General features: G+C 73.6%; 18 protein-coding genes and 1 riboswitch. Of the genes, 9 read left to right on the top strand and 9 right to left on the bottom strand.

The genetic code is table 11. The features are described 5' to 3' along the window. Positions 1 to 29: 29 nt before the first annotated feature. Complete coding sequence (locus tag SOY78_RS11205) at positions 30 to 401, bottom strand: ectoine synthase (protein ID WP_020624813.1); 372 nt, start codon at positions 399 to 401, stop codon at positions 30 to 32. 167 nt (positions 402 to 568) lie between these two features. Next, entirely contained in the window at positions 569 to 1,597 is a 1,029-nt protein-coding gene (locus SOY78_RS11200) for a YeiH family protein (RefSeq protein ID WP_324701584.1), read from the bottom strand. A 109-nt stretch (positions 1,598 to 1,706) separates the two neighbouring features. Further along, a riboswitch (glycine riboswitch) is annotated at positions 1,707 to 1,823 on the top strand. Positions 1,824 to 1,984: 161 nt separating this feature from the next. Here SOY78_RS11200 and gcvP point away from each other — a divergent pair. The 3 genes from gcvP to SOY78_RS11185 all read left to right on the top strand — a co-directional run bounded on the left by gcvP (position 1,985) and on the right by SOY78_RS11185 (position 7,052). Then, the gene (gene gcvP, locus SOY78_RS11195) at positions 1,985 to 4,921 is read left to right on the top strand and encodes an aminomethyl-transferring glycine dehydrogenase (RefSeq protein WP_036316118.1); all 2,937 of its coding nucleotides are present in this window, start codon (positions 1,985 to 1,987) and stop codon (positions 4,919 to 4,921) included. A gap of 13 nt (positions 4,922 to 4,934) precedes the next feature. Next, positions 4,935 to 6,101: a glycine cleavage system aminomethyltransferase GcvT gene (gene gcvT / locus SOY78_RS11190; protein ID WP_044659070.1), complete on the top strand. Its 1,167-nt coding sequence runs from the start codon at positions 4,935 to 4,937 to the stop codon at positions 6,099 to 6,101. 117 nt (positions 6,102 to 6,218) lie between these two features. After that, the gene (locus SOY78_RS11185) at positions 6,219 to 7,052 is read left to right on the top strand and encodes a thermonuclease family protein (protein ID WP_002856692.1); all 834 of its coding nucleotides are present in this window, start codon (positions 6,219 to 6,221) and stop codon (positions 7,050 to 7,052) included. An 11-nt stretch (positions 7,053 to 7,063) separates the two neighbouring features. Here the strand turns inward: SOY78_RS11185 and SOY78_RS11180 are convergent, their stop codons facing one another. Beyond that, entirely contained in the window at positions 7,064 to 7,747 is a 684-nt protein-coding gene (locus SOY78_RS11180; RefSeq protein WP_002856693.1) for a response regulator, read from the bottom strand. A gap of 151 nt (positions 7,748 to 7,898) precedes the next feature. Between SOY78_RS11180 and SOY78_RS11175 the strand changes: the two genes are divergently transcribed. Next, positions 7,899 to 8,072, top strand: a complete 174-nt coding sequence (locus SOY78_RS11175) for a hypothetical protein (protein WP_002856694.1) — start codon at positions 7,899 to 7,901, stop codon at positions 8,070 to 8,072. A gap of 21 nt (positions 8,073 to 8,093) precedes the next feature. Further along, positions 8,094 to 9,353 (top strand): sensor histidine kinase, encoded by a 1,260-nt coding sequence (locus SOY78_RS11170; protein WP_216880300.1) that lies wholly within the window; start codon positions 8,094 to 8,096, stop codon positions 9,351 to 9,353. Positions 9,354 to 9,602: 249 nt separating this feature from the next. Here SOY78_RS11170 and SOY78_RS11165 read toward each other — a convergent pair whose 3' ends face one another. The 3 genes from SOY78_RS11165 to SOY78_RS11155 all read right to left on the bottom strand — a co-directional run bounded on the left by SOY78_RS11165 (position 9,603) and on the right by SOY78_RS11155 (position 12,136). Continuing rightward, entirely contained in the window at positions 9,603 to 10,088 is a 486-nt protein-coding gene (locus SOY78_RS11165) for a hypothetical protein (RefSeq protein WP_020624818.1), read from the bottom strand. Between the two features lie 90 nt (positions 10,089 to 10,178). Further along, entirely contained in the window at positions 10,179 to 11,234 is a 1,056-nt protein-coding gene (locus SOY78_RS11160) for a hypothetical protein (RefSeq protein ID WP_216880299.1), read from the bottom strand. 56 nt (positions 11,235 to 11,290) lie between these two features. Beyond that, positions 11,291 to 12,136 (bottom strand): hydroxymethylpyrimidine/phosphomethylpyrimidine kinase, encoded by an 846-nt coding sequence (locus tag SOY78_RS11155; protein WP_216880298.1) that lies wholly within the window; start codon positions 12,134 to 12,136, stop codon positions 11,291 to 11,293. 131 nt (positions 12,137 to 12,267) lie between these two features. Here SOY78_RS11155 and SOY78_RS11150 point away from each other — a divergent pair, with 131 nt between their 5' ends. The 3 genes from SOY78_RS11150 (at position 12,268) to SOY78_RS11140 (ending at position 13,571) form a co-directional block, all read left to right on the top strand. Beyond that, positions 12,268 to 12,516, top strand: a complete 249-nt coding sequence (locus tag SOY78_RS11150; protein ID WP_324701583.1) for a DUF4126 domain-containing protein — start codon at positions 12,268 to 12,270, stop codon at positions 12,514 to 12,516. Continuing rightward, complete coding sequence (locus SOY78_RS11145; RefSeq protein ID WP_010079505.1) at positions 12,513 to 12,836, top strand: putative quinol monooxygenase; 324 nt, start codon at positions 12,513 to 12,515, stop codon at positions 12,834 to 12,836. The genes SOY78_RS11150 and SOY78_RS11145 overlap by 4 nt, the downstream gene beginning before the upstream one ends. A gap of 99 nt (positions 12,837 to 12,935) precedes the next feature. Continuing rightward, positions 12,936 to 13,571 carry a GNAT family N-acetyltransferase gene (locus tag SOY78_RS11140; RefSeq protein ID WP_002856702.1) on the top strand — a complete coding sequence of 212 codons (636 nt, stop codon included), beginning with the start codon at positions 12,936 to 12,938 and terminating at the stop codon, positions 13,569 to 13,571. 10 nt (positions 13,572 to 13,581) lie between these two features. On the opposite strand, the gene SOY78_RS11135 is transcribed toward SOY78_RS11140, so the two are convergent. Then, entirely contained in the window at positions 13,582 to 14,187 is a 606-nt protein-coding gene (locus SOY78_RS11135; protein WP_036341145.1) for a TetR/AcrR family transcriptional regulator, read from the bottom strand. 126 nt (positions 14,188 to 14,313) lie between these two features. Here SOY78_RS11135 and SOY78_RS11130 point away from each other — a divergent pair, with 126 nt between their 5' ends. Continuing rightward, complete coding sequence (locus SOY78_RS11130) at positions 14,314 to 15,528, top strand: acyl-CoA dehydrogenase family protein (protein WP_100057905.1); 1,215 nt, start codon at positions 14,314 to 14,316, stop codon at positions 15,526 to 15,528. A 100-nt stretch (positions 15,529 to 15,628) separates the two neighbouring features. Here the strand turns inward: SOY78_RS11130 and SOY78_RS11125 are convergent, their stop codons facing one another. Further along, entirely contained in the window at positions 15,629 to 16,570 is a 942-nt protein-coding gene (locus SOY78_RS11125) for an endonuclease domain-containing protein (protein WP_324701582.1), read from the bottom strand. A 247-nt stretch (positions 16,571 to 16,817) separates the two neighbouring features. Beyond that, the gene (tgt, locus tag SOY78_RS11120) at positions 16,818 to 18,143 is read right to left on the bottom strand and encodes a tRNA guanosine(34) transglycosylase Tgt (RefSeq protein WP_216880295.1); all 1,326 of its coding nucleotides are present in this window, start codon (positions 18,141 to 18,143) and stop codon (positions 16,818 to 16,820) included. Positions 18,144 to 18,267 lie beyond the last annotated feature (124 nt).

The raw sequence follows: 18,267 nt of genomic DNA, 5'->3' as shown, positions 1-18,267 counted from the left end.
CGTCGACGCCTCCCTCACCGTGCCCGGGCTCAGTAGCTGGAGTAGCCGTCCTCCGACAGGGTGTGCTTCTCGTCGCCGGTGATGGCGGGGTTGAACACCGAGATCAGGTGCATGTCCTCGGTGCCGCCGCGCAGGTCGTGCGGCTCGTGGTCCGGCAGGACGTAGATGACACCCGGCGTGATCTCGTGGACGGTGCCGTCCGGCTCCACCACGGAGCCGTTGCCCGCGATGCAGTAACAGGCCTCCTGGTGGTTGCGGTACTGGAGCTTCGAGGACGATCCGGCGCGCACGATCGTGTGGGCGACGGCGAAGCCCATCTCGTCCTTCGCGGTGATGAGGCGTTCGGAGGTGCCTCCGCCCCACTCGACCTTCTCGACGTCGTTTCGGCTGCGGGTGTACATGCGTGGATCGCTCCCTCGGTCGGCTCCGGGGCGGAGGAACACGTCCGCCCGTCCTCGCCACGGTAGGCCCGGGCGCGTGGGGCGGCTCAACCCCTCCCGGACGCCCGTTTCGTCAACGAAAGCGCTCCGACGCGCCGCCGTTTCGTCAACGAAAGTGGGAGTGGGGGTCAGGCGAGCAGGGTCGCGCCGAGCCCGCCCACCGCCACGGCGACGGCGGTGCTCGCCGTGCCCAGCACGAGCGGCCGCGGCCCGACGGCGGCGATCGAGCGCAGGTGCACGCCGAGACCGAGGGCCGCCATCGCGGTGGCCAGCAGCAGCTGCTGCACCAGCGCGGCCGCGTCGAGCACACCCGCCGGCAGCCAGCCGGTCGCGCGCACCAGCACGGCCAGCAGGAACCCCACCACGAACCACGGCACCAGCGGCCGCCCGCCGGCGGCGGGGGCGCCGTCGTCGAGCGTGGCCGGCTCGAGTGCGTCCCGGCGCCGCTGCCACCACGCGAGCCCCATCATCACGGGCCCGAGCATGACCACGCGGGCGAGCTTGACCGTCACCGCCACGGACAGCGCCGTCCCGCCCACCAGGCCGCCGGCCGCCACCACCTGCGCCACCTCGTGCGTGGCCGCGCCGATCCACAGCCCGGCCGCCTGCTCCTCGAGGCCCAGGGCGCCGGTGAGCAGGGGCATCACCGGGATCATCAGCGTCCCATAGAGCACCACCAGGCCGATCGCGGTCGCGACCATCTCGCGCCGCGCCCGCACCACCGAGTCCGCCGCCGCGACGGCGGCCGCCCCGCAGATCGAGGAGCCCGAGGCCACCAGCGCGGTCAGGTCCCAGGGCAGCCGCAGGGCGCGCCCGAGGACGAGGGTCGCCGCGAACGTCACGCCGACGACGCCCACCACCAGCGCGATCACGCCCGGCCCGAGGGCCAGCACGTCCGAGAGCAGCAGCTGCAGGCCGAGCAGCACGATGCCCGCGCGCAGCACCGGCTTGGCCGCGAACGCGACGCCGGGCGCGAGCCGCTCCGGCACCGGGGCGAGGTTGCGCCAGGCCAGGCCCGCCAGGATGGCGAGCAGCAGCGGGCTGAGCGCGGGCGCCCAGGGGCGCACCGCCGTCGCTGTGCCGACGGCCGCGAGGCCGAGCCCGAGGCACGCCGCCAGGCCCGGTGCACGGGAGGAGAGGGCAGAGGTCGGGGTCACCCCGCCACCCTAGGCGGGGTCGGACAGGGCCCGGCCCCGAGCATCCCGTCTCGCCCCCCGGTGGCCCTGTGACGCGGCCTACACGTGTGGGATACTGACGGCACGCCGCATGCCCCGCGCGGGAGAGCGTCGGCGCGCGTCCTGCCCCGGCCGGCCGCGTGAGCAGGCCGCCGAAGGAGCAAACCCTCCCCGGGAATCTCTCAGGCATCCGTACCGCGTGGGGTCAGGCGCTCTGGAAAGCGTCTCACTCCGCCGCGCCCGCGTCCGGACCGAGACCACCGACGGTGCAAGCCGCCCACCCGGGCGTCGGAAACTCTCAGGTCCATGACAGAGCGGGGAGGAGCAGACCCACGCCGTGACCACGGCAGGATCCCCCGGAGGTACCCCGTGACCAGCCCCCAGACCACCGAGAGCACGACCGCGCTGCCCCACGAGCGCGTCGAGCCCAAGGACACCGCCTCGGCCCCCTTCGTGGCCCGCCACATCGGCCCGCGCCCCGCGGACGTCGAGCACATGCTGCAGACCCTGGGTTACGACTCGCTCGAGGCCCTCGTGGACACCGCCGTCCCCGCCGGCATCCGCCAGCCGAAGCCCCTCGAGCTGCCCGCCCCGCTGACCGAGTCCGCGGTCCTGGAGCAGCTGCGCGAGATCGCCGGCCGCAACGTCATGAAGACCCAGATGATCGGGCAGGGCTTCTCGGACACCGTCACCCCGGGCGTCATCCTCCGCAAGGTGCTGGAGAACCCGGCCTGGTACACGGCCTACACGCCGTACCAGCCGGAGATCTCCCAGGGCCGCCTCGAAGCCCTCCTGAACTACCAGACGATGGTCCAGGACCTCACCGGCCTGGACATCGCCAACGCCTCTCTGCTGGACGAGGCCTCCGCCGCCGCCGAGGCCGTGCTCCTCATGCACCGCGCCAACCGCCGCAGGACCGACGGCGTCACCCTCCTCGACGCGGACCTCTTCCCGCAGACCCTCTCCGTGGTGCGCCTGCGCGCCGAGGCCGTGGGCATCGACGTGCGCGTGGCCGACCTCTCCGCAGGCATCCCGGAGGACGTCCGCGCCGAGGTCGAGGAGAAGGGCCTGTGCGGCGTCGTGCTGCAGCAGCCCGGCGACTCCGGCCGCATCCACGACCACGCCGCCGTCATCGCGCAGGCCAAGGAGGCCGGCGCCCTCGTGACCGTCGCCGCGGACATCCTCTCCCTCGCCCTGATCACCCCGCCCGGGGAGCAGGGCGCGGACATCGCCGTCGGCTCCACGCAGCGCTTCGGCGTGCCCCTGTTCTTCGGCGGCCCCCACGCCGCCTACATGGCCGTGAAGGAGGGCCTGCAGCGCAGCATGCCGGGCCGCCTCGTGGGCGTCTCCCACGACGACGCCGGCAAGCCCGCCTACCGCCTCGCCCTCCAGACGCGCGAACAGCACATCCGGCGCGAGAAGGCCACCTCCAACATCTGCACCGCCCAGGCGCTGCTCGCGATCGTCGCCTCGATGTACGCCGTCTACCACGGCCCCCAGGGCATCGCCCGCATCGCCCGCCACGCCCACGCCCAGGCCGTCCGCCTGGCGGAGGCGCTGCGGGCCGGCGGCGTCGAGGTCGCCGAGGAGCACTTCTTCGACACGATCACCGTCCGCGTGCCCGGCCGGGCCGAGCAGGTCCTGCAGGCCGCCGAGGAGAACGGCGTGAACCTGCGCCTGGTGGACGCGGACACCCTGCGGATCGCAGCCGATGAGACCACCGTCGACGCCGACCTCGTGGCCGTCCTGACGGCGTTCGGCCTGGACGCGGGCTCCCTGCCGGCCTCCGCGCACGAGGGCGCCGTGGCCACCCCGGCCGTGCCGGAGTCGCTGCGCCGCTCCTCCGCGTTCATGACGCACCCGGTGTTCAACACCCACCACTCGGAGACGAAGATGCTGCGCTACCTGCGCCGCCTCTCCGGCTACGACCTGGCGCTGGACCGCACCATGATCCCGCTGGGCTCGTGCACCATGAAGCTCAATGCCACCGCGGAGATGGAGGCCATCTCCTGGCCCGAGTTCTGCTCCATCCACCCGTTCGCGCCCGACCACCAGACCGAGGGCTGGCGGTTCCTGATCGCGGACCTCGAGGCCAAGCTCGCCGAGATCACCGGCTACGCGGGCGTCTCGGTGGCCCCGAACGCCGGCTCGCAGGGCGAGTTCGCGGGCCTGTGGGCCATCCGCCAGTACCACCTGGCCCGCGGTGAGGGTGAGCGGGACATCTGCCTGATCCCGGCCTCCGCCCACGGCACCAACGCGGCCTCGGCCGTGCTGGCGGGGCTGAAGGTCGTCGTCGTCGCCACCGCCGACGACGGCACGATCGACGCCGCCGACCTGGACGCCAAGATCGCGGCGAACGAGGGCCGCATCGCGGCCATCATGATCACCTACCCCTCCACGCACGGCGTCTACGACGCCGACGTCAAGGAGGTCTGCGCCACGGTGCACGCCGCGGGCGGCCAGGTGTACATCGACGGCGCCAACCTCAACGCGCTCGTGGGCCTGGCCCAGCCGGGCGAGTTCGGCGGAGACGTCTCCCACCTGAACCTGCACAAGACGTTCTGCATCCCGCACGGCGGCGGGGGCCCGGGCGTGGGCCCCGTGGCGGTGGGCGAGCACCTCGTGCCGTACCTGCCCTCCCGCGAGGCCCTGATGACCGCGGCCCCGCACGGCTCGGCCGGCGTGCTGCCCATCTCCTGGGCCTACATCCACCTGATGGGCGCCGAGGGCCTGCGCTCCGCCACCGCGCACGCGCTGCTGGGCGCCAACTACATCTCCCGCCGCCTCGCGCCCCTCTACCCGACGCTGTACACGGGCAACGACGGCCTCGTGGCGCACGAGTGCATCCTCGACCTGCGCGAGCTCACGGCCCGCACGGGCGTGACCGCCGAGGACGTGTGCAAGCGCCTCATCGACTACGGGTTCCACGCCCCCACCCTGGCGTTCCCCGTGGCCGGCACGCTCATGGTGGAGCCCACCGAGTCCGAGGACCTCGAGGAGATCGAGCGGTTCATCGAGGCCATGGAGGCCATCCACGCCGAGATCACCGCCGTCACCCCGGAGACCGTGGCGGACTCCGTCCTGCGTCGCGCCCCGCACACCCTCAACGTCCTGATGGCCGACGAGTGGGATCGCCCCTACTCGCGCGCCCAGGCGGGCACGCCGGTGCCGAGCCTGCGTCTGGACAAGTACCTGCCGCCGGTGGGCCGCATCGACGGCGCCTACGGCGATCGCAACCTCGTGTGCTCGTGCCCGCCGCCCGAGGCGTTCGAGGGCGCCGTGGCCGACACCGCCGACGAGGACTGAGAGGATCACCCCCATGAGCGATTCGACGCGCAACTCCCCGCTGCACCCGGTCCACGAGGCCGCGGGCGCCACGTTCACGGACTTCGGCGGCTGGAACATGCCCCTGAAGTACGGCTCCGAGCTGGCCGAGCACAAGGCCGTGCGCACCTCCGCCGGCCTGTTCGACCTCTCCCACATGGGCGAGATCCGGGTCACCGGCCCGGAGGCCGGGGCCATGCTGGACCACGCCCTCTCGAGCGTGCTCTCCACGTTGAAGCCCGGCCGCGCCAAGTACGCCCTGTGCCTGACGGACGCCGGCACCATCCTCGACGACACGATCGTCTACCGGATGGACGACGGCGAGGCCGGCTCCGAGCCCGACTACCTGGTGGTGCCCAACGCTGGCAACATCGCCGCGGTCCACACCGCGCTGAACCAGCGGGCCTCGGGCTGGGACGCCGTCGTCGAGGACGAGTCCTCGACCACCGCCCTCGTGGCCGTGCAGGGCCCGCAGGCCGAGAGGATCCTCGCCCGGGCCATGCCGGAGGCCGCGGCGCAGCTGGCCGAGCTGAAGTACTACGGCCACCTGACCCTGACCGTGCCCACGGACGCCGGTGACGTCATCGCCGTCGTCGCCCGCACCGGCTACACCGGTGAGGACGGCTTCGAGCTGTTCCTGCCCGCCGCCTCCACCGCCGAGGCCGGCGACCGCGGCTCCGCCGTGTGGAACACGATGCTCTCGGCCGCGGACGAGGCGGGCGTGGAGCTGACGCTGTGCGGGCTCGCCTCGCGGGACTCGCTGCGCCTCGAGGCGGGCATGCCGCTCTACGGCAACGAGCTGGACACCGGGCACCAGCCGCACGCCTCTGGCGTCGGCTTCGCGGTGCCCGCGAGCAAGGAGGCCGACTTCGTCGGACGATCCGCGCTGGTCGGCAGGGACGACGTCGAGGAGGTCCTCGTGGGGCTGCAGGGCGCGGGTCGGCGTGCCGCCCGGCACGGTTACGCCGTGCTGGACGAGTCCGGCGAGCGGGTGGGCGAGGTGACCTCGGGCGCCCCCAGCCCGACCCTCGGACACCCCATCGCCCTGGCCCGTGTCCGCCGCGACGTGGCCGCCGAGGGCACGTCCCTGCAGGTGGACCTGCGCGGCCGCGGCGAGCCGTTCACCGTGGTGGCCACGCCGTTCTACCGCCGGGAGCGCTGAGCCCGACGCAGCCGTCCCTCGGCCCGCCGCTCGGCGGTCCCGGGGCCCTTCGCTAGACTCGGGCTCCGGGCCGTCGTCGCGGCCCCCCGTCCCGCCGTCCACCTGCAGGAAGTCCGCATGACTCACGTCGCCGCCCGTGCCCGGGTCCCCCTGAAGGGGCTGCTGGTCTTCCTCGCCGTCGCCGCCGTCCTGCTCCTGCTGGGCATCGTCACCGTCCTCCGCGGCGTGGCCGCCGACGCCGCCCGCGTGGACATCGTCACCGTGCTGGACGGCAACACCGTGGTGGTGAACCAAGGCGGCACCGAGCGGACCGTGGTCCTCGCCGGCGTCACGAGCGCGGGCCGCAACCCCGAGGGCCTCAAGGTCGGCCCCAACCTCTGCATGGGGGAGGAGTCCTACGCCTGGCTGCGTGATCGGCTCCCGCAGGGGGCGACCGCGAGCATGACCACCTCGGACGAGGGCGCGCCCGAGGGGATGGAGAGCGCGGTCATCTCGATCGGCGGCGGCACCGTCAACGTGGCCATGGCGGAGGCCGGCATGGCCGCCCCCACGGAGGTCGCCGTCGGCAAGCGCCTGGCGGAGGAGATCGCCCAGGCCAATCAGGAGGCCGTGGGTCGCGGCGTGGGGCTCTACGACATCGAGGAGCCCTGCACGTACCAGAACCGGCTCTACGAGGCCCAGTTCGCCCTGGAGCAGATCCCGGAGGACGCGGAGGCGTCCCTGACGAAGATCGACGAGCGAGCGGTGGAGTACGCGGCCGGCCTGGACCAGGTGCGCCTGGTGCAGCAGGAGATCCGGGCCCTCGACCCGGAGAACGGCACGTTCGCCGACCTCGCCTACGGGCCGGCCAAGGAGTCGCTCCTGGCCGAGGCGGACCCGGTGGTGGAGCACGGGATGCAAGTCCTGAAGGACCTCAACACGCGGCGCAACGAGATCGCGGCCCGTGGCTGACCCCGCCGCGCTCAGTCCAGGGCGAGGGTGACGAGCCCGAGCTGGGCCGCCCGGATGATCAGCTGGACGCGGTCGCGGACCTCCAGCTTGGCCATGATCCGCGTGAGGTTGGCCTTGACCGTGGACTCGGAGACGAAGAGGTTCGCGGCGATCTCCGGGTTCGACTGACCCCTGGCCAGCAGCCGCAGCACGCCCAGCTCCCGCTCGGTGAGGTCGGAGCCGTCGGGGCTGCCGGGCTGCACCGAGGTGGGGCCCACCGTCGGCCGGTCCCGCTCGATCGAGGCGAGCAGCTTGGTCGCCACGGCGGGGGAGAGCACGGACTCGCCGCGATGGACGGCCTGAATGGCGCCCAGGATGGCCGGCGGCTCCGCGTCCTTGAGGAGGTAGCCGCCCGCTCCGGCGCGCAGGGCCGGCACGAGGTAGTCCTCGGACGTGAACGTGGTGATCGCCAGGACCCGGATCGCGGGGTGGGTGTCCTTGATCCGGCGTGTGGCCTCCACCCCGTCCATCAGGGGCATCTGCATGTCCATCAGGACCACGTCCGGCTCGATGGCGGCGCACGCCTCCACGGCTTCGACGCCGTTGGCGACCACACCCACGCAGGTCATGCCGGGGGCAGAGTCGACGAGCACGCGGAGCGCGCCGCTCATGAGCGGCTGGTCGTCGGCGATCAGGATGCGCAGCTCTTCGGACACGCAGGTCAGCGTAACCGGTGCTGTGGCGCATGCCACCTTGTCGGCGTCGGGGCGAGGCCGGGGTGCCCGCCGGCCGTCATCTGCGCCATGCCGCGGCGCGGCCTGTGCGCGGCGTGCACCATTTGTGACGGGCGTCATACATACTGGGGCCATGAAGACTCGCGCTCTCCTCGCTTCCGCTCTCCTTCTCGCCTCCACCCTCGTCGGCGCTCCGGCCGCCGCCGCCTCGGCGGCCTCGGCCGAGGACGACGTCGTCACGACCCTGGGCCTCGGCAAAGGCACTGCGGAGTGGACGTGCCGCCACTTCGGCATCTGGTGCGACTGACCCCGGGGCGGTCCGCCCCCGATGCCTGATTCGAGCCCATCGACCCCCTCCGTCCGGAGCGGCGCGCCCTCCCGGGCGCGCCGCTCTTCGGCGTGGCGTCAGGCGCGCAGCCTGCGGTGGCGCGCGTTCTGGGCCGCGGCGCCGCTGAGCCGCGTCTATCTCGCCTTCGGGTCGGCGTTCCTGCTCGCCTCGACCGCGTCCGACATCGGTCTGTTCGGCCCGGGCCACGGCGTCATCCCGGTCCTGGACGGGATCGCCATCGCGTCGGTGACCAGCGCCTTCCTCGCCCAGTGGTGGCGCAGCACGGTGGGCTTCGCCCTGCTCCTGCCCGGGGCCGTCGCGACCGTCGTCGGCGGTTCCGAGGTGCTCTTCGCCGTCGTCGCGCCCGTGGTCCTCGGGGCCGTCGCGGCGACCGCCCGTTCCTGGGGGTTCGTCGTCACGGCCGCCGTCCTGGCGCTGACCTGGGGCGTCGCCCAGCCGTTCGCGGTGGGTCAGGCGAACGCGACGTGGTTCATCCTGCTGCTCATGTCCATGGGCCTCGGCGGCGGACTCTTCATCCGCGAGAGCCTGGCCCGGCGGGAGCGGGATCGCCGCCGGGTGTTCGAGGCGGAGGAGCGGGCCCGGCTGGCCGCCGAGGCCGAGCGTCGCTCCCTGGCCCGCGATCTGCACGACGTGGTCGCGCACAACCTCACGATCATCTCGATGCAGGCCCGGACGGCACGCTACCTCGGCACTCCGGAGGCGGCTCAGGGCGTGCTGGACGTGGTGGGCGACTCCGCGAAGGACGCGCTGCGGGACCTGCGGCGCATGCTCTCCATCCTCCAGGAGGACGGGATCGTGGACCCGAGCGGTGAGCCGGGCGCCGCGGGGGGCGCGGACGGGGCGACGTCCGCGGATCCGGTGCTGTCCGTGGCCCAACTGGCCGAGGAGCTGCGCAGTCTCGGAATGACGGTGGAGACGGACGTCCGCTGCGACCAGAACGCGATGCCGATCTCCGTGCGCTCCACCCTGCACCGGGTGCTCCAGGAGGCCACCACGAACGTCGCCAAGCACGCCGGCGAGGGCGCGCGCGTGTGCATCGAACTCCGCGACGCGGGGCCGGACGTGGTGCTCGAGGTGGAGAACACCGTCACCGAGCGGTCCGGCCCGCCGCAGTGGAACTCCTCCGGTGTGGGCCTGAACTCCATGCGGGATCGCGTGGCCACCTTCGGCGGCACGATCGAGGCCGGGCCGGGGGGCTGGGGGTGGCGGGTGCGCGCGGTGCTCCCCAGGTCCGTCTGACGAGGCCGACGCCGTCGCAGCGGCGGACCAGACCCATGTGACCTGCATCACATCAGGGCCCGAAAGTCTGCACCTTCCGCCACTGTCGGGGGCGCCGTCGTCCCTCCTAGAGTGGGTCATGCCCCATTGAGACGGTGCACAGTGCGAATCACGAGCCGGGATACATGCCTGAGGGGATGCGGGCCCCGGACGCGGTTCCGAGAAGGACGATGGCCATCCGGCCATCGTCCTTTTCGTTGTCGGGCGTGCTCAGGCCGGCTCGGCGGGCGACGGCTCCGGGGTGACCGTGCGGACGAGGGGACGGGCCGCCGTCCGGCCCAGGGCCATGAGCACGGCGGCCGGGAAGCCGATCACCGGGATGAGCATCGGCAGGATGCCCGCAGCGCCCTGCGTGAGCACCACCAGGCCGTAGAGCATGCCGATCAGCGCGTACGCCAGCACGTGGACCCACTGGTTGAGCACGTGCCGGAACGCCCAGTTCACGAGCAGGCACAGCGGCAGCCCCACCACCAGCCCGGCGACCCCGACCACCGTCAGCAGCGGTGTCAGGCTGCCGAAGGCCTGCAGCCCCGGGACCACGGCCAGGATCGCCACCACGGCGGCCATCACGAGGTTGGGCAGCAGCCAGGCCACGAGGAACCCGTTCAGTCCCATGCGCAGCTGCGGGCGGGGGCCGGAACGGGCCGCGCGGCGACGGGCACGGGCGGCGGACGCGACCGGGGCGGGGGTGGTCATGGCGGGAACTCTCCGGGAGGGGGATCGACGACGTCGGGCGGGTCCCCACTGTAGTGGGCCGGGCTGGACGGGCCCCGGGAGAGTTCCCGGTCAGGCGCGCCGGTCGCCGTCCACGTGGAAGGTCAGGTCCTCGACGCCGGGGAAGGACTCGATCTCCTGGAACGCGTCCCAGGCGTCGCTGTCCGCCTCGGCGTCCGCGGGCAGGGTCACCGTCAGGGCGCCGATCTCCCCGTCGATCACCTGCAGGCGCAGCTCGAGTTCGTGTCCTCCGGCGGAGCCGGAGGCGAAGCGGCCGCGGACGGGCCAGACGCAGTCGTTCGGCACCGCGCGACGGATGTCATCGTCGGTCTGGACGACGAGCGGCACCCAGTCCGGGACCTCGCCGGCTTCACGGATGGCCTCGGCCACCGAGGTGACGGTGCGCGCGTGCGGCAGCTGGGAGCGCAGCGCCTCAGCCCCGGGCAGGTCCCGGCCCTCGGCCAGCGCCGGGTCGAGCAGGGTCTCGAGCAGCACGCGCACCTCGACCGGCAGCTCGGCGGTGGCCTCCGGCTCGACCTCGTCGACCGGGTCCTCGTCCAGGCCGGCGGGTCCGGTGACGGCGAGTTCGACGGCGTCGCGGCGGGTCCGGCGGGCGTCCTCGTTGGCCAGCAGCATCGCCAGGGAGGCCGCTGCGGCCAGCGCGACGCGCGGGGCGGGGACGCCGACCCGCTGGAGCCCGCGCACCACGGCGCCGTCGATCCGGTCGTTCAGGCCGGTGGCACGCAGCGCGACCGCCGCGACCGCGCCGCCGACGGCCAGTCCGCCGAGCCCGCGCAGGGCACGCGCGGCGGGGGAGGGGGCCACCTCGCCGTCGGCGATCGCGGCGGTGTGGAGGGCGCCGGCGGTCTCGGCCGCGAGGAACGTGCCGCTGACGGCGGCCTCGAGCTCTGCGAGGGCCCGGCGCTCGCGCCCTCGGCGGGCGTGCGGATCCAACAGGGTGAGCCCGCCGACCGCGGCCGCCGCCGCCAGCCCGTAGAGCCGGCCGCCCGGGGCGAGGGCGCGCTGGCGCAGCGCGGGGACGACGGCCTCCGCGTCGTCGACGGGAACGGACGACGCCGAGTGGTGGACCTCGCCGGGGGCGGAAGGGGCGGGGGAGGGGAGCTTCATGCCCCCAGTGTGGCGCACCGCCCGGCTCAGGACGAGTCAGCGGCCCACGTGCGCGCTCAGGCGGAGCGCAGGCCGCCCTGCCACAGGGCGGCGAACGGCGTGCGGCCCTCCACCGCCTGCGCGATGCCGGCTCCCACGAACTCCTTGGCGCGGCGCGCGGCCTCGAGCGTGGTGGCGCCCTTGGCCAGCTCGGCGGTGACGGCCGCGGCGAGCGAGCAGCCCGCACCGGAGACGCCGGACTGGCCGATCTTCGGGGCGGAGAGCACCTCCACGGTGTCCCCGTCCACGAACACGTCCACGGCGTCCGGGCCGGGCAGGTGCATCCCGCCCTTGGCCAGCACGGCCGCGCCGGAGATCTCGTGGATGCGCCGAGCGGCCGCCGTCAGGTCCTCGACCGAGCGCACGGTCATGCCGGAGAGCTGCTCCGTCTCGAAGTGGTTCGGGGTGGTGAACGTGGCCAGCGGCAGCAGCTCGGCCTTGAGCGCCTGGTCCGTGTCCAGGGCGTGGCCCGGCTCCTGGCCCTTGCAGATGAGCACGGGGTCCAGGACCACGTGGTCCCACGCGGCGCGGCGCAGGGCCGCGGCCGAGGTGCGGATGACCTCCGGGGAGCCCTGCATGCCCAGCTTCACGGTGCGCAGCCGCTCCGGGTAGTCACCCTGGATGGCGTCGAGCTGCTGCTGGAGGATCTCGGTGGGCACGGGGAAGAAGCGGTGGTTCCAGTCGTCCTCCGGGTCGAAGGAGACGATGCAGGTCAGCGCCACGATGCCGAAGACGCCGAGTTCCTGGAACGTCTTGAGGTCGGCCTGGGCGCCGGCGCCGCCGGTGGCCTCGGACCCGGCGATGGTCAGGGCGAGCGCGGGGGCGGAGGCGGAGTGCTGGGGGGAGTGAGCGGTCTGGGGCATGCGCCCATGGTAGGACCGACCCCGGACGGGAAGCGCCCGACGGCCGGCGGTGTTCACCGGGGAACGAGGGTCCTCGGACCCGGAGCGTCCGCCCGGGCGCCCCGAGCGACCCGCGAAGGACGGGGACGGACGTGCTCGAGTTCCTCACCGGCACGGGCCTGGCCACCTCGGCCGGCGGCATCGTGTTCGCCTCCGGCGTCGGCGCCGAGGACGTCTCGGCGGCCGGCCTCGTCGCGGCCGCGCTGTTCCTGCCGGTGCTGGTCGCCGTGCTGGTGGTCGCCGTCGTCGTGGGCCTGTGGCTGCTGGCCCGGCGGTTCCGCGCGCGGCGGACGCGAGGCCGTGCCGCGGCCGTGCCGGGTGGACCAGAATGGACGGCATGATCCTCATCAACCTGAAGTTCACCGTCCAGCCCGAGCGTGCCGACGAGTGGATGGACGCCGTCGCGAAGTACACCGCGGACGTGCGCTCCGAGCCCGGCAACCTGTTCTTCGAGTGGTACCGCCCGGTGGAAGGCGGCCCGAACGAGTACTTCCTGCTCGAGGGGTTCACGGACGAGGGTGCGCAGGCCCACGTCGCGTCCCCGCACTTCCAGGAGGGCCTGGACGCGATGCGCCCGCTGCTGGCGAGCACGCCCCAGATCATCTCCGAGCAGGTCGGTGCGGAGGGCTTCGGCCCGATGGGCGAGCTGCAGATCGACTGAGCCCGCCCCCGGCCGGAGGAGGCGACGGCGCCCGCGTCACGAGCGTGACGCAGGGCGCCGTCTCTGTATCCGGGGTCACACCCTGGCTACGGTGAGCGCATGAGCGCCGAGCAGAACAGCACCCAGACCCCCGGCCACCGCACCGCCCACGTCCCTGCCGGCCAGGATCTCGGCCACCGCTGGTCCACCCGCGAGGCCGATCACGACGATCCGGCCGACCGCCGCGCCGTCCGCCAGATCGCCGAGCTCGCCTTCGCGTCCACGGCCGAGGCCGACCTCGTCGAGGCGCTCGCCGGCGGCGCGGAGGGCTGGCTGCCCCAGTACTCCCTCGTGGCCATGACCGCCGCGATCCCCGGCACGGACCTGCAGTCGGACCCGATGGGCTACGGCACCCTGGTCCGGGCCCACATCGACCACGCCGAGGTGATCGCCCTCGCCCCGCACGGCGTCCTGCCCGAGCACCAGGGCGAGGGCGCCGGCACCGCGCTCGTCAACGCCCTGCTCCAGAAGGCCCAGGCCGACGGCGAGGAGGTCGTGGTGGTCTACGGCTGGCCCGAGTACTACGCGAAGTTCGGCTTCCACCGGGCCTCCGAGCACGGCGTGCACGCGGCCTTCGCGCGTCAACCCGAGGCGCTGCAGATCCTCACGCTCCAGGACGGCGCGGAGGTGCCGGCCGGCGAGTTCCGCTACCCGCCCGCGTTCGGGGCGGAGAACGCGCAGGTCGCCGGCCGCTGAGGGCGGGGCGTCAGCCCACGAGTCGGCGCACGGCGGCGAGCGTTCGTTCGGCCTCGGCCGGCTCGGCCGTGAGCCGCGCGATGACCTCCGCGAGGTCCGCGCGCAGGCCGGCCTCGGCGTCGTCGGCCGGGGCGTGGAGCCACGCCCGCAGGGCGCGGTTGTGGACGGCCACCACGGCCGCCGCCAGCCCGACGGCGACCCCGCCGCGCGCGGGCGTGTCCGGCAGGGCCGTGGCGAGCCAGCCGGAGAACAGCTCCGTGTAGCGGTGCGAGGTGAGCAGCTCGCGCGTGCGCAGCGCCTGGGAGCCGCGCAGCAGGCGGGAGCGCGCCCGGGCCCGGTCCGGATCGGCGGTGTGATGCCGGAAGACCTGGAGGACCGCCTCCTCCAGGGCCTCCCGCACGCCGAGGGAGGTGCCGCGCAGGAAGTCGTCCAGGCGGGCGAGCAGCGCCGCGTGGTCGGCGAAGACCACCTCCTCCTTCCCGCCGAGGTGGCGGAAGAAGCTGGCCCGGCTCATGCCGGCCTGGCGGGCGAGCTGGTCGGCCGTGACGGCGTCGTAGCCCTCGCGGTCCAGCAGGTGGATCAGGGCGGTGAGGGTGTCCTCGGCGGGCGTCGTCATGCGGGCCATGGTGCCACGGGCGCGGAGAGGAGGTGAGACTGCGTCTGATTCTGTGAGATGGCGTGTCAGTTGGTGTAGGGTGATGGCGGACACACCCATCTCTCCGACCCCGCCCGGGAGGCCACCATGACCGAGACCCTGCCCACCGTCGAGCCCGAGTACGACGTCGCCACGCCGCTGGACACCGACTTCTACCTCGCGCTCGCGGACGTCTCCGACGCCGAGAAGGATGTGTGGCGTCGGGCCCGCGCCTTCGCGCTCGAGCCGGACGTGCTGCCCCGGATCCGGGAGGCGTGGGACCGCCACGAGTACCCGCTGGACCTCGTGGCCCGCCTGGGGCAGGCCGACCTGCTGCGCGACGGCGTCCCCGTGGACGGGCTGCCCGACGTCTCCCGCGTTGCAGCGGGCCTGGCCATGATGGAGCTCTCGCGCCTGGACGGCTCGATCGCCACGATGACGGGCGTGCAGGGCGGTCTGGCCATGCGCTCGATCCAGCTGTGCGGCAGCGAGGAGCAGCGTGCCGAGCACCTGCCGGCCATGGCGCGCGGCGAGCTCTACGGCGCCTTCGCGCTCACGGAGCCGACCCACGGCTCCGACTCCGTCTCGCTGGAGACCCGCGCCGAGCGCGTCGACGGCGGCTGGCGGCTGCACGGGCACAAGAAGTGGATCGGCAACGGGGCCGCCGGCGGCGTGACCGTGGTGTGGGCGCGCAGCGCCGAGGACGAGAAGGTCCGCGGGTTCATCGTGCGCCAGGAGTCCGAGGGCTACACGGCCGAGGTCATCAAGGGCAAGGTCGCGCTGCGGGCCATCGACCAGGCCCACATCACCCTCGACGGCGTCTTCGTGCCCGACGCCGACGTCCTGCCCGAGGCCCGCTCCTTCAAGGACACCTCCCGCGTCCTCTTCGCCACGCGCGTGGGCGTCGCGTGGTCCGCCCTCGGGAAGGCCGTGGGCTGCTACGAGGCGGCGGTGCAGTACGCGGGGCAGCGCATCCAGTTCGGCCGGCCGCTGGCCGCCGCCCAGAGCGTGCAGACCCGCCTGGCCGAGATGCTCTCCCAGCTCACCCAGGTGCAGCTGCTCGTGCTGCGTGCGACCCGGCTCGAGGACGAGGGCCGGCTCACCGGGCCGATGGCGTCCCTGGCCAAGTACTCGGCGACGCGCGCCGCGCGGTCCATCGCCGCGAACGCGCGCGACCTGCTCGGTGGCAACGGCATCCTCATCCAGAACGAGGTGGCCCGCCACTTCGCGGACATCGAGGCGATCCACACCTACGAGGGCACCGAGACCGTGCAGGGGCTGATCATCGGCCGCGAGATCACGGGGGTCGGTGCGTTCGTGTGAGATGACGCGAGCGGGGGCGGCGGCGTGAGCCAGAGATTTCTGCTGGTACGCACGCCCCCCTGCCGCCGATTCGTCTGGCTCGGCGGCCGATTCGTCTGGCTCACGCAGGCAGAGGGAGCCGCAGGTGGGCGGCGAGGTCGCGCAGCAGGGCGTCGAGGCCGCGCTGGGTGACGACGCTGGCGGTCACGCGCAGCACGATCCACCCCTCGGCCTGCATCCGGCGGTCGCGCTCGATGTCGCGGCGCCACTGCTGCGGGTCCGTTCGGTGATGATCGCCCTCGTACTGCACGCAGACGCGGGCCTCCCGCCACACCAGGTCCGGCCGGACGGTGGACCCGTCGCTCAGCACCAGCAGCGGATTCACCTCCGGCTCCGGCACACCCGCGTCGGTCAGCGCCAGTCGGAGGAGCGTCTCGGCCCTCGAATCCGCGCCGTTCCTGAGCAGCGGCAGGGCCGCTCGCAGGGTCCGCGTCCCTCGCCTCCCGCGCACCCGCAGCACCTCCGCCTCCAGATCACGCACGGTGCACCGCGGATGCTCGCCGGGACGACGCCGGCCCGCCGGGCCGTCAGCCCGTTGCAGCAGGCTGTCCCCGGCGGCGACGACGTCGGCCAACGGCAGACCCAGCTGCGCCAGCGCCGCCCAGGTGGCGGCCGGCGTCGTGAGTCGCACCCGGGCACGCACCAGCACGGGGTCCTGCGGGTGCAGTTCATGCCCGACGACGCCGCTGCGGCGCGGCGCCCCGCCCTCGGCCCGCGTGCGCCCCAGATGGATGGGGCCGCGCTCCCACTGCCGCGGCAGCCACATCTCCCAGAGGCGAGCGGCGGTGGCGTGGGTGGCCGCGGTGCCGGGGTTCGTCCGCTGGAGGGCGCGGACGACGTCGGCCAGTGAGGGCTGACCCCCGGCGGTGTGCCGCAGCCCGTGGTGCGGGGCGTCGAACCGGGGGCCGCGCAGCTGCGAGGCCGTCAGACCGGCCTGCAGCCCCGCGGCGACCGGGAAGACGGGGCTGAGGGCGGCGTCGTGGTGCGGAGGAGGGGCGACCATGCCGCCAGCCTCCCCTTCCACCAGCGGACCCGGCGCCGCGACCGCGAGGGCCGTGGAGGGCGAGCTGCGCCCGCGGCCCTGTGCAGGAGCCGCTGAATCGTCTGGCTCACGTCTTCCACGCGTCCGAGCGGCGCCGAGCCAGACGAATCGGTCGTGACAGCCCCCTCAGAACAGCAGAAACGTCTGGCTCGCGCCCGTCGCAGCGTGCTGGCTCCCCCCCGCAGCGTGCCGGCGCACCCAGCGCCCCTCAGCCCTTCGGGGCGTAGTACCGGCCGAGGGTCTCGGCCTTGAGCTCGGCGAGCGTGCCGTCCTGCATGGCCGCACGGATCCGGTCCACGAGCGAGACCGTGAACCGCTCGTTGTGGATGGAGAGGAGCGTGTGCGCCACCATCTCCTTCGCCTTGAACAGGTGCCGCAGGTACGCGCGGGAGTAGTGGGCGCACGTATAGCAGTCGCACTCGGGGTCCAGCGGGCCGAAGTCGCGGCGGTACTTCGCCCCGGGCAGGTTGTAGCGCCCGTCGCGGGTGTAGAACGCGCCGGTGCGGGCCACACGGGTGGGGGAGACGCAGTCGAAGGTGTCGGCGCCGTTCTCGACGGCGGTGAACAGGTCATCGGGTTCGGAGATGCCCAGCAGGTGGCGCGGCTTGTCCTCGGGCAGCTCCTGCGCGCACCAGCCCACGATGGTCCCGAGGATCTCCTTCTCCAGGGCCCCGCCGACGCCATAGCCGTCGAAGCCGGAGGTCACGCCGTCGAGCTCCCCCGCGGCCGGGAACTCGGCCCGCATCGCCGCGAGGTCGCGGCAGGCCTTGCGGCGCAGGTCCTCGTACTGGGCCCCCTGGATCACGCCGAACAGCGCCTGGTACGGCCGCGCCGCGCGGACCCCGGTGAGGCGGGCGTGCTCGTCGAGGCAGCGCTGGGCCCATCGGCGGGTGCGCTCGAGCGCCTCCTCCTGGTAGCCGCGGGAGTTGTGCAGGGTGGTCAGCTCGTCGAAGGCGAACATGATGTCCGCGCCGAGGTTGTGCTGGATGCCCACGGACACCTCGGGGGTGAACCGGTGTCGGTCCCCGGTGAGGTGGGACTTGAACCAGACGCCGTCGTCGTCGACGTTGGCCAGGCGCTCCTTGCCGGGGGCGACGGCGTCGTCGACGCCCTGCCCCTCGGGCGCGCCGGGGCCCTTCATGTCGATGACCTTCTTGAAGCCCGAGCCGAGGCTCATCACCTGGAAGCCGCCCGAGTCCGTGAAGGTCGGCCCGGGCCAGTTCATGAACGCGCCGAGGCCGCCGGCCTCGTCCAGGAGGTCGTCACCGGGCTGCAGGTACAGGTGATACGCGTTGGCCAGCAGCGCCTGCGCGCCGAGCTCCGCCATGGACTCGGGCAGCACCGCCTTGACCGAGGCCTGCGTCGCGACGGGGATGAACGCCGGCGTCTGGATCCGCCCGTGCGGCGTGGTGATGACGCCCGTGCGGCCCAGCGGGGCGCCGTCGTGCCCGGGGGTCTCCAGGCGGTGGGTCACCTCGAAGCCGAAGTGGTCCGGGTGCGCGGGAACGGCGGGGGGCTGCGGGGTGTCGGGCATGGGATCCAGGGTAGTGGGGGCGTCCAAGCAGGGAGGCGGGGTGGAGCGGCGTGGTCCCGAACGGGATGTCCCTGTCGGGAGTCCTCAGAGGCGAGTACACTGGACATCACGGGACGCGCTTCGG

It is taken from the genome of Micrococcus sp. HOU01 (assembly GCF_035609305.1).
Lineage (GTDB): Bacteria > Actinomycetota > Actinomycetes > Actinomycetales > Micrococcaceae > Micrococcus > Micrococcus luteus.
Note: the sequence above shows the minus strand (reverse complement) of the source record. Positions and strands in the feature narration are given on the sequence as shown.

Excerpts from the sequence above, each read along its gene's own strand:
- SOY78_RS11205 (WP_020624813.1), bottom strand. The coding sequence starts at position 401 with ATGTACACCCGCAGCCGAAACGACGTCGAGAAGGTCGAGTGGGGCGGA.
- gcvT (WP_044659070.1), top strand. The coding sequence starts at position 4,935 with ATGAGCGATTCGACGCGCAACTCCCCGCTGCACCCGGTCCACGAGGCC.
- SOY78_RS11185 (WP_002856692.1), top strand. The coding sequence starts at position 6,219 with ATGACTCACGTCGCCGCCCGTGCCCGGGTCCCCCTGAAGGGGCTGCTG.
- SOY78_RS11175 (WP_002856694.1), top strand. The coding sequence starts at position 7,899 with ATGAAGACTCGCGCTCTCCTCGCTTCCGCTCTCCTTCTCGCCTCCACC.
- SOY78_RS11170 (WP_216880300.1), top strand. The coding sequence starts at position 8,094 with ATGCCTGATTCGAGCCCATCGACCCCCTCCGTCCGGAGCGGCGCGCCC.
- SOY78_RS11165 (WP_020624818.1), bottom strand. The coding sequence starts at position 10,088 with ATGACCACCCCCGCCCCGGTCGCGTCCGCCGCCCGTGCCCGTCGCCGC.
- SOY78_RS11160 (WP_216880299.1), bottom strand. The coding sequence starts at position 11,234 with ATGAAGCTCCCCTCCCCCGCCCCTTCCGCCCCCGGCGAGGTCCACCAC.
- SOY78_RS11155 (WP_216880298.1), bottom strand. The coding sequence starts at position 12,136 with ATGCCCCAGACCGCTCACTCCCCCCAGCACTCCGCCTCCGCCCCCGCG.
- SOY78_RS11145 (WP_010079505.1), top strand. The coding sequence starts at position 12,513 with ATGATCCTCATCAACCTGAAGTTCACCGTCCAGCCCGAGCGTGCCGAC.
- SOY78_RS11140 (WP_002856702.1), top strand. The coding sequence starts at position 12,936 with ATGAGCGCCGAGCAGAACAGCACCCAGACCCCCGGCCACCGCACCGCC.
- SOY78_RS11135 (WP_036341145.1), bottom strand. The coding sequence starts at position 14,187 with ATGACGACGCCCGCCGAGGACACCCTCACCGCCCTGATCCACCTGCTG.
- SOY78_RS11130 (WP_100057905.1), top strand. The coding sequence starts at position 14,314 with ATGACCGAGACCCTGCCCACCGTCGAGCCCGAGTACGACGTCGCCACG.
- SOY78_RS11125 (WP_324701582.1), bottom strand. The coding sequence starts at position 16,570 with ATGGTCGCCCCTCCTCCGCACCACGACGCCGCCCTCAGCCCCGTCTTC.
- tgt (WP_216880295.1), bottom strand. The coding sequence starts at position 18,143 with ATGCCCGACACCCCGCAGCCCCCCGCCGTTCCCGCGCACCCGGACCAC.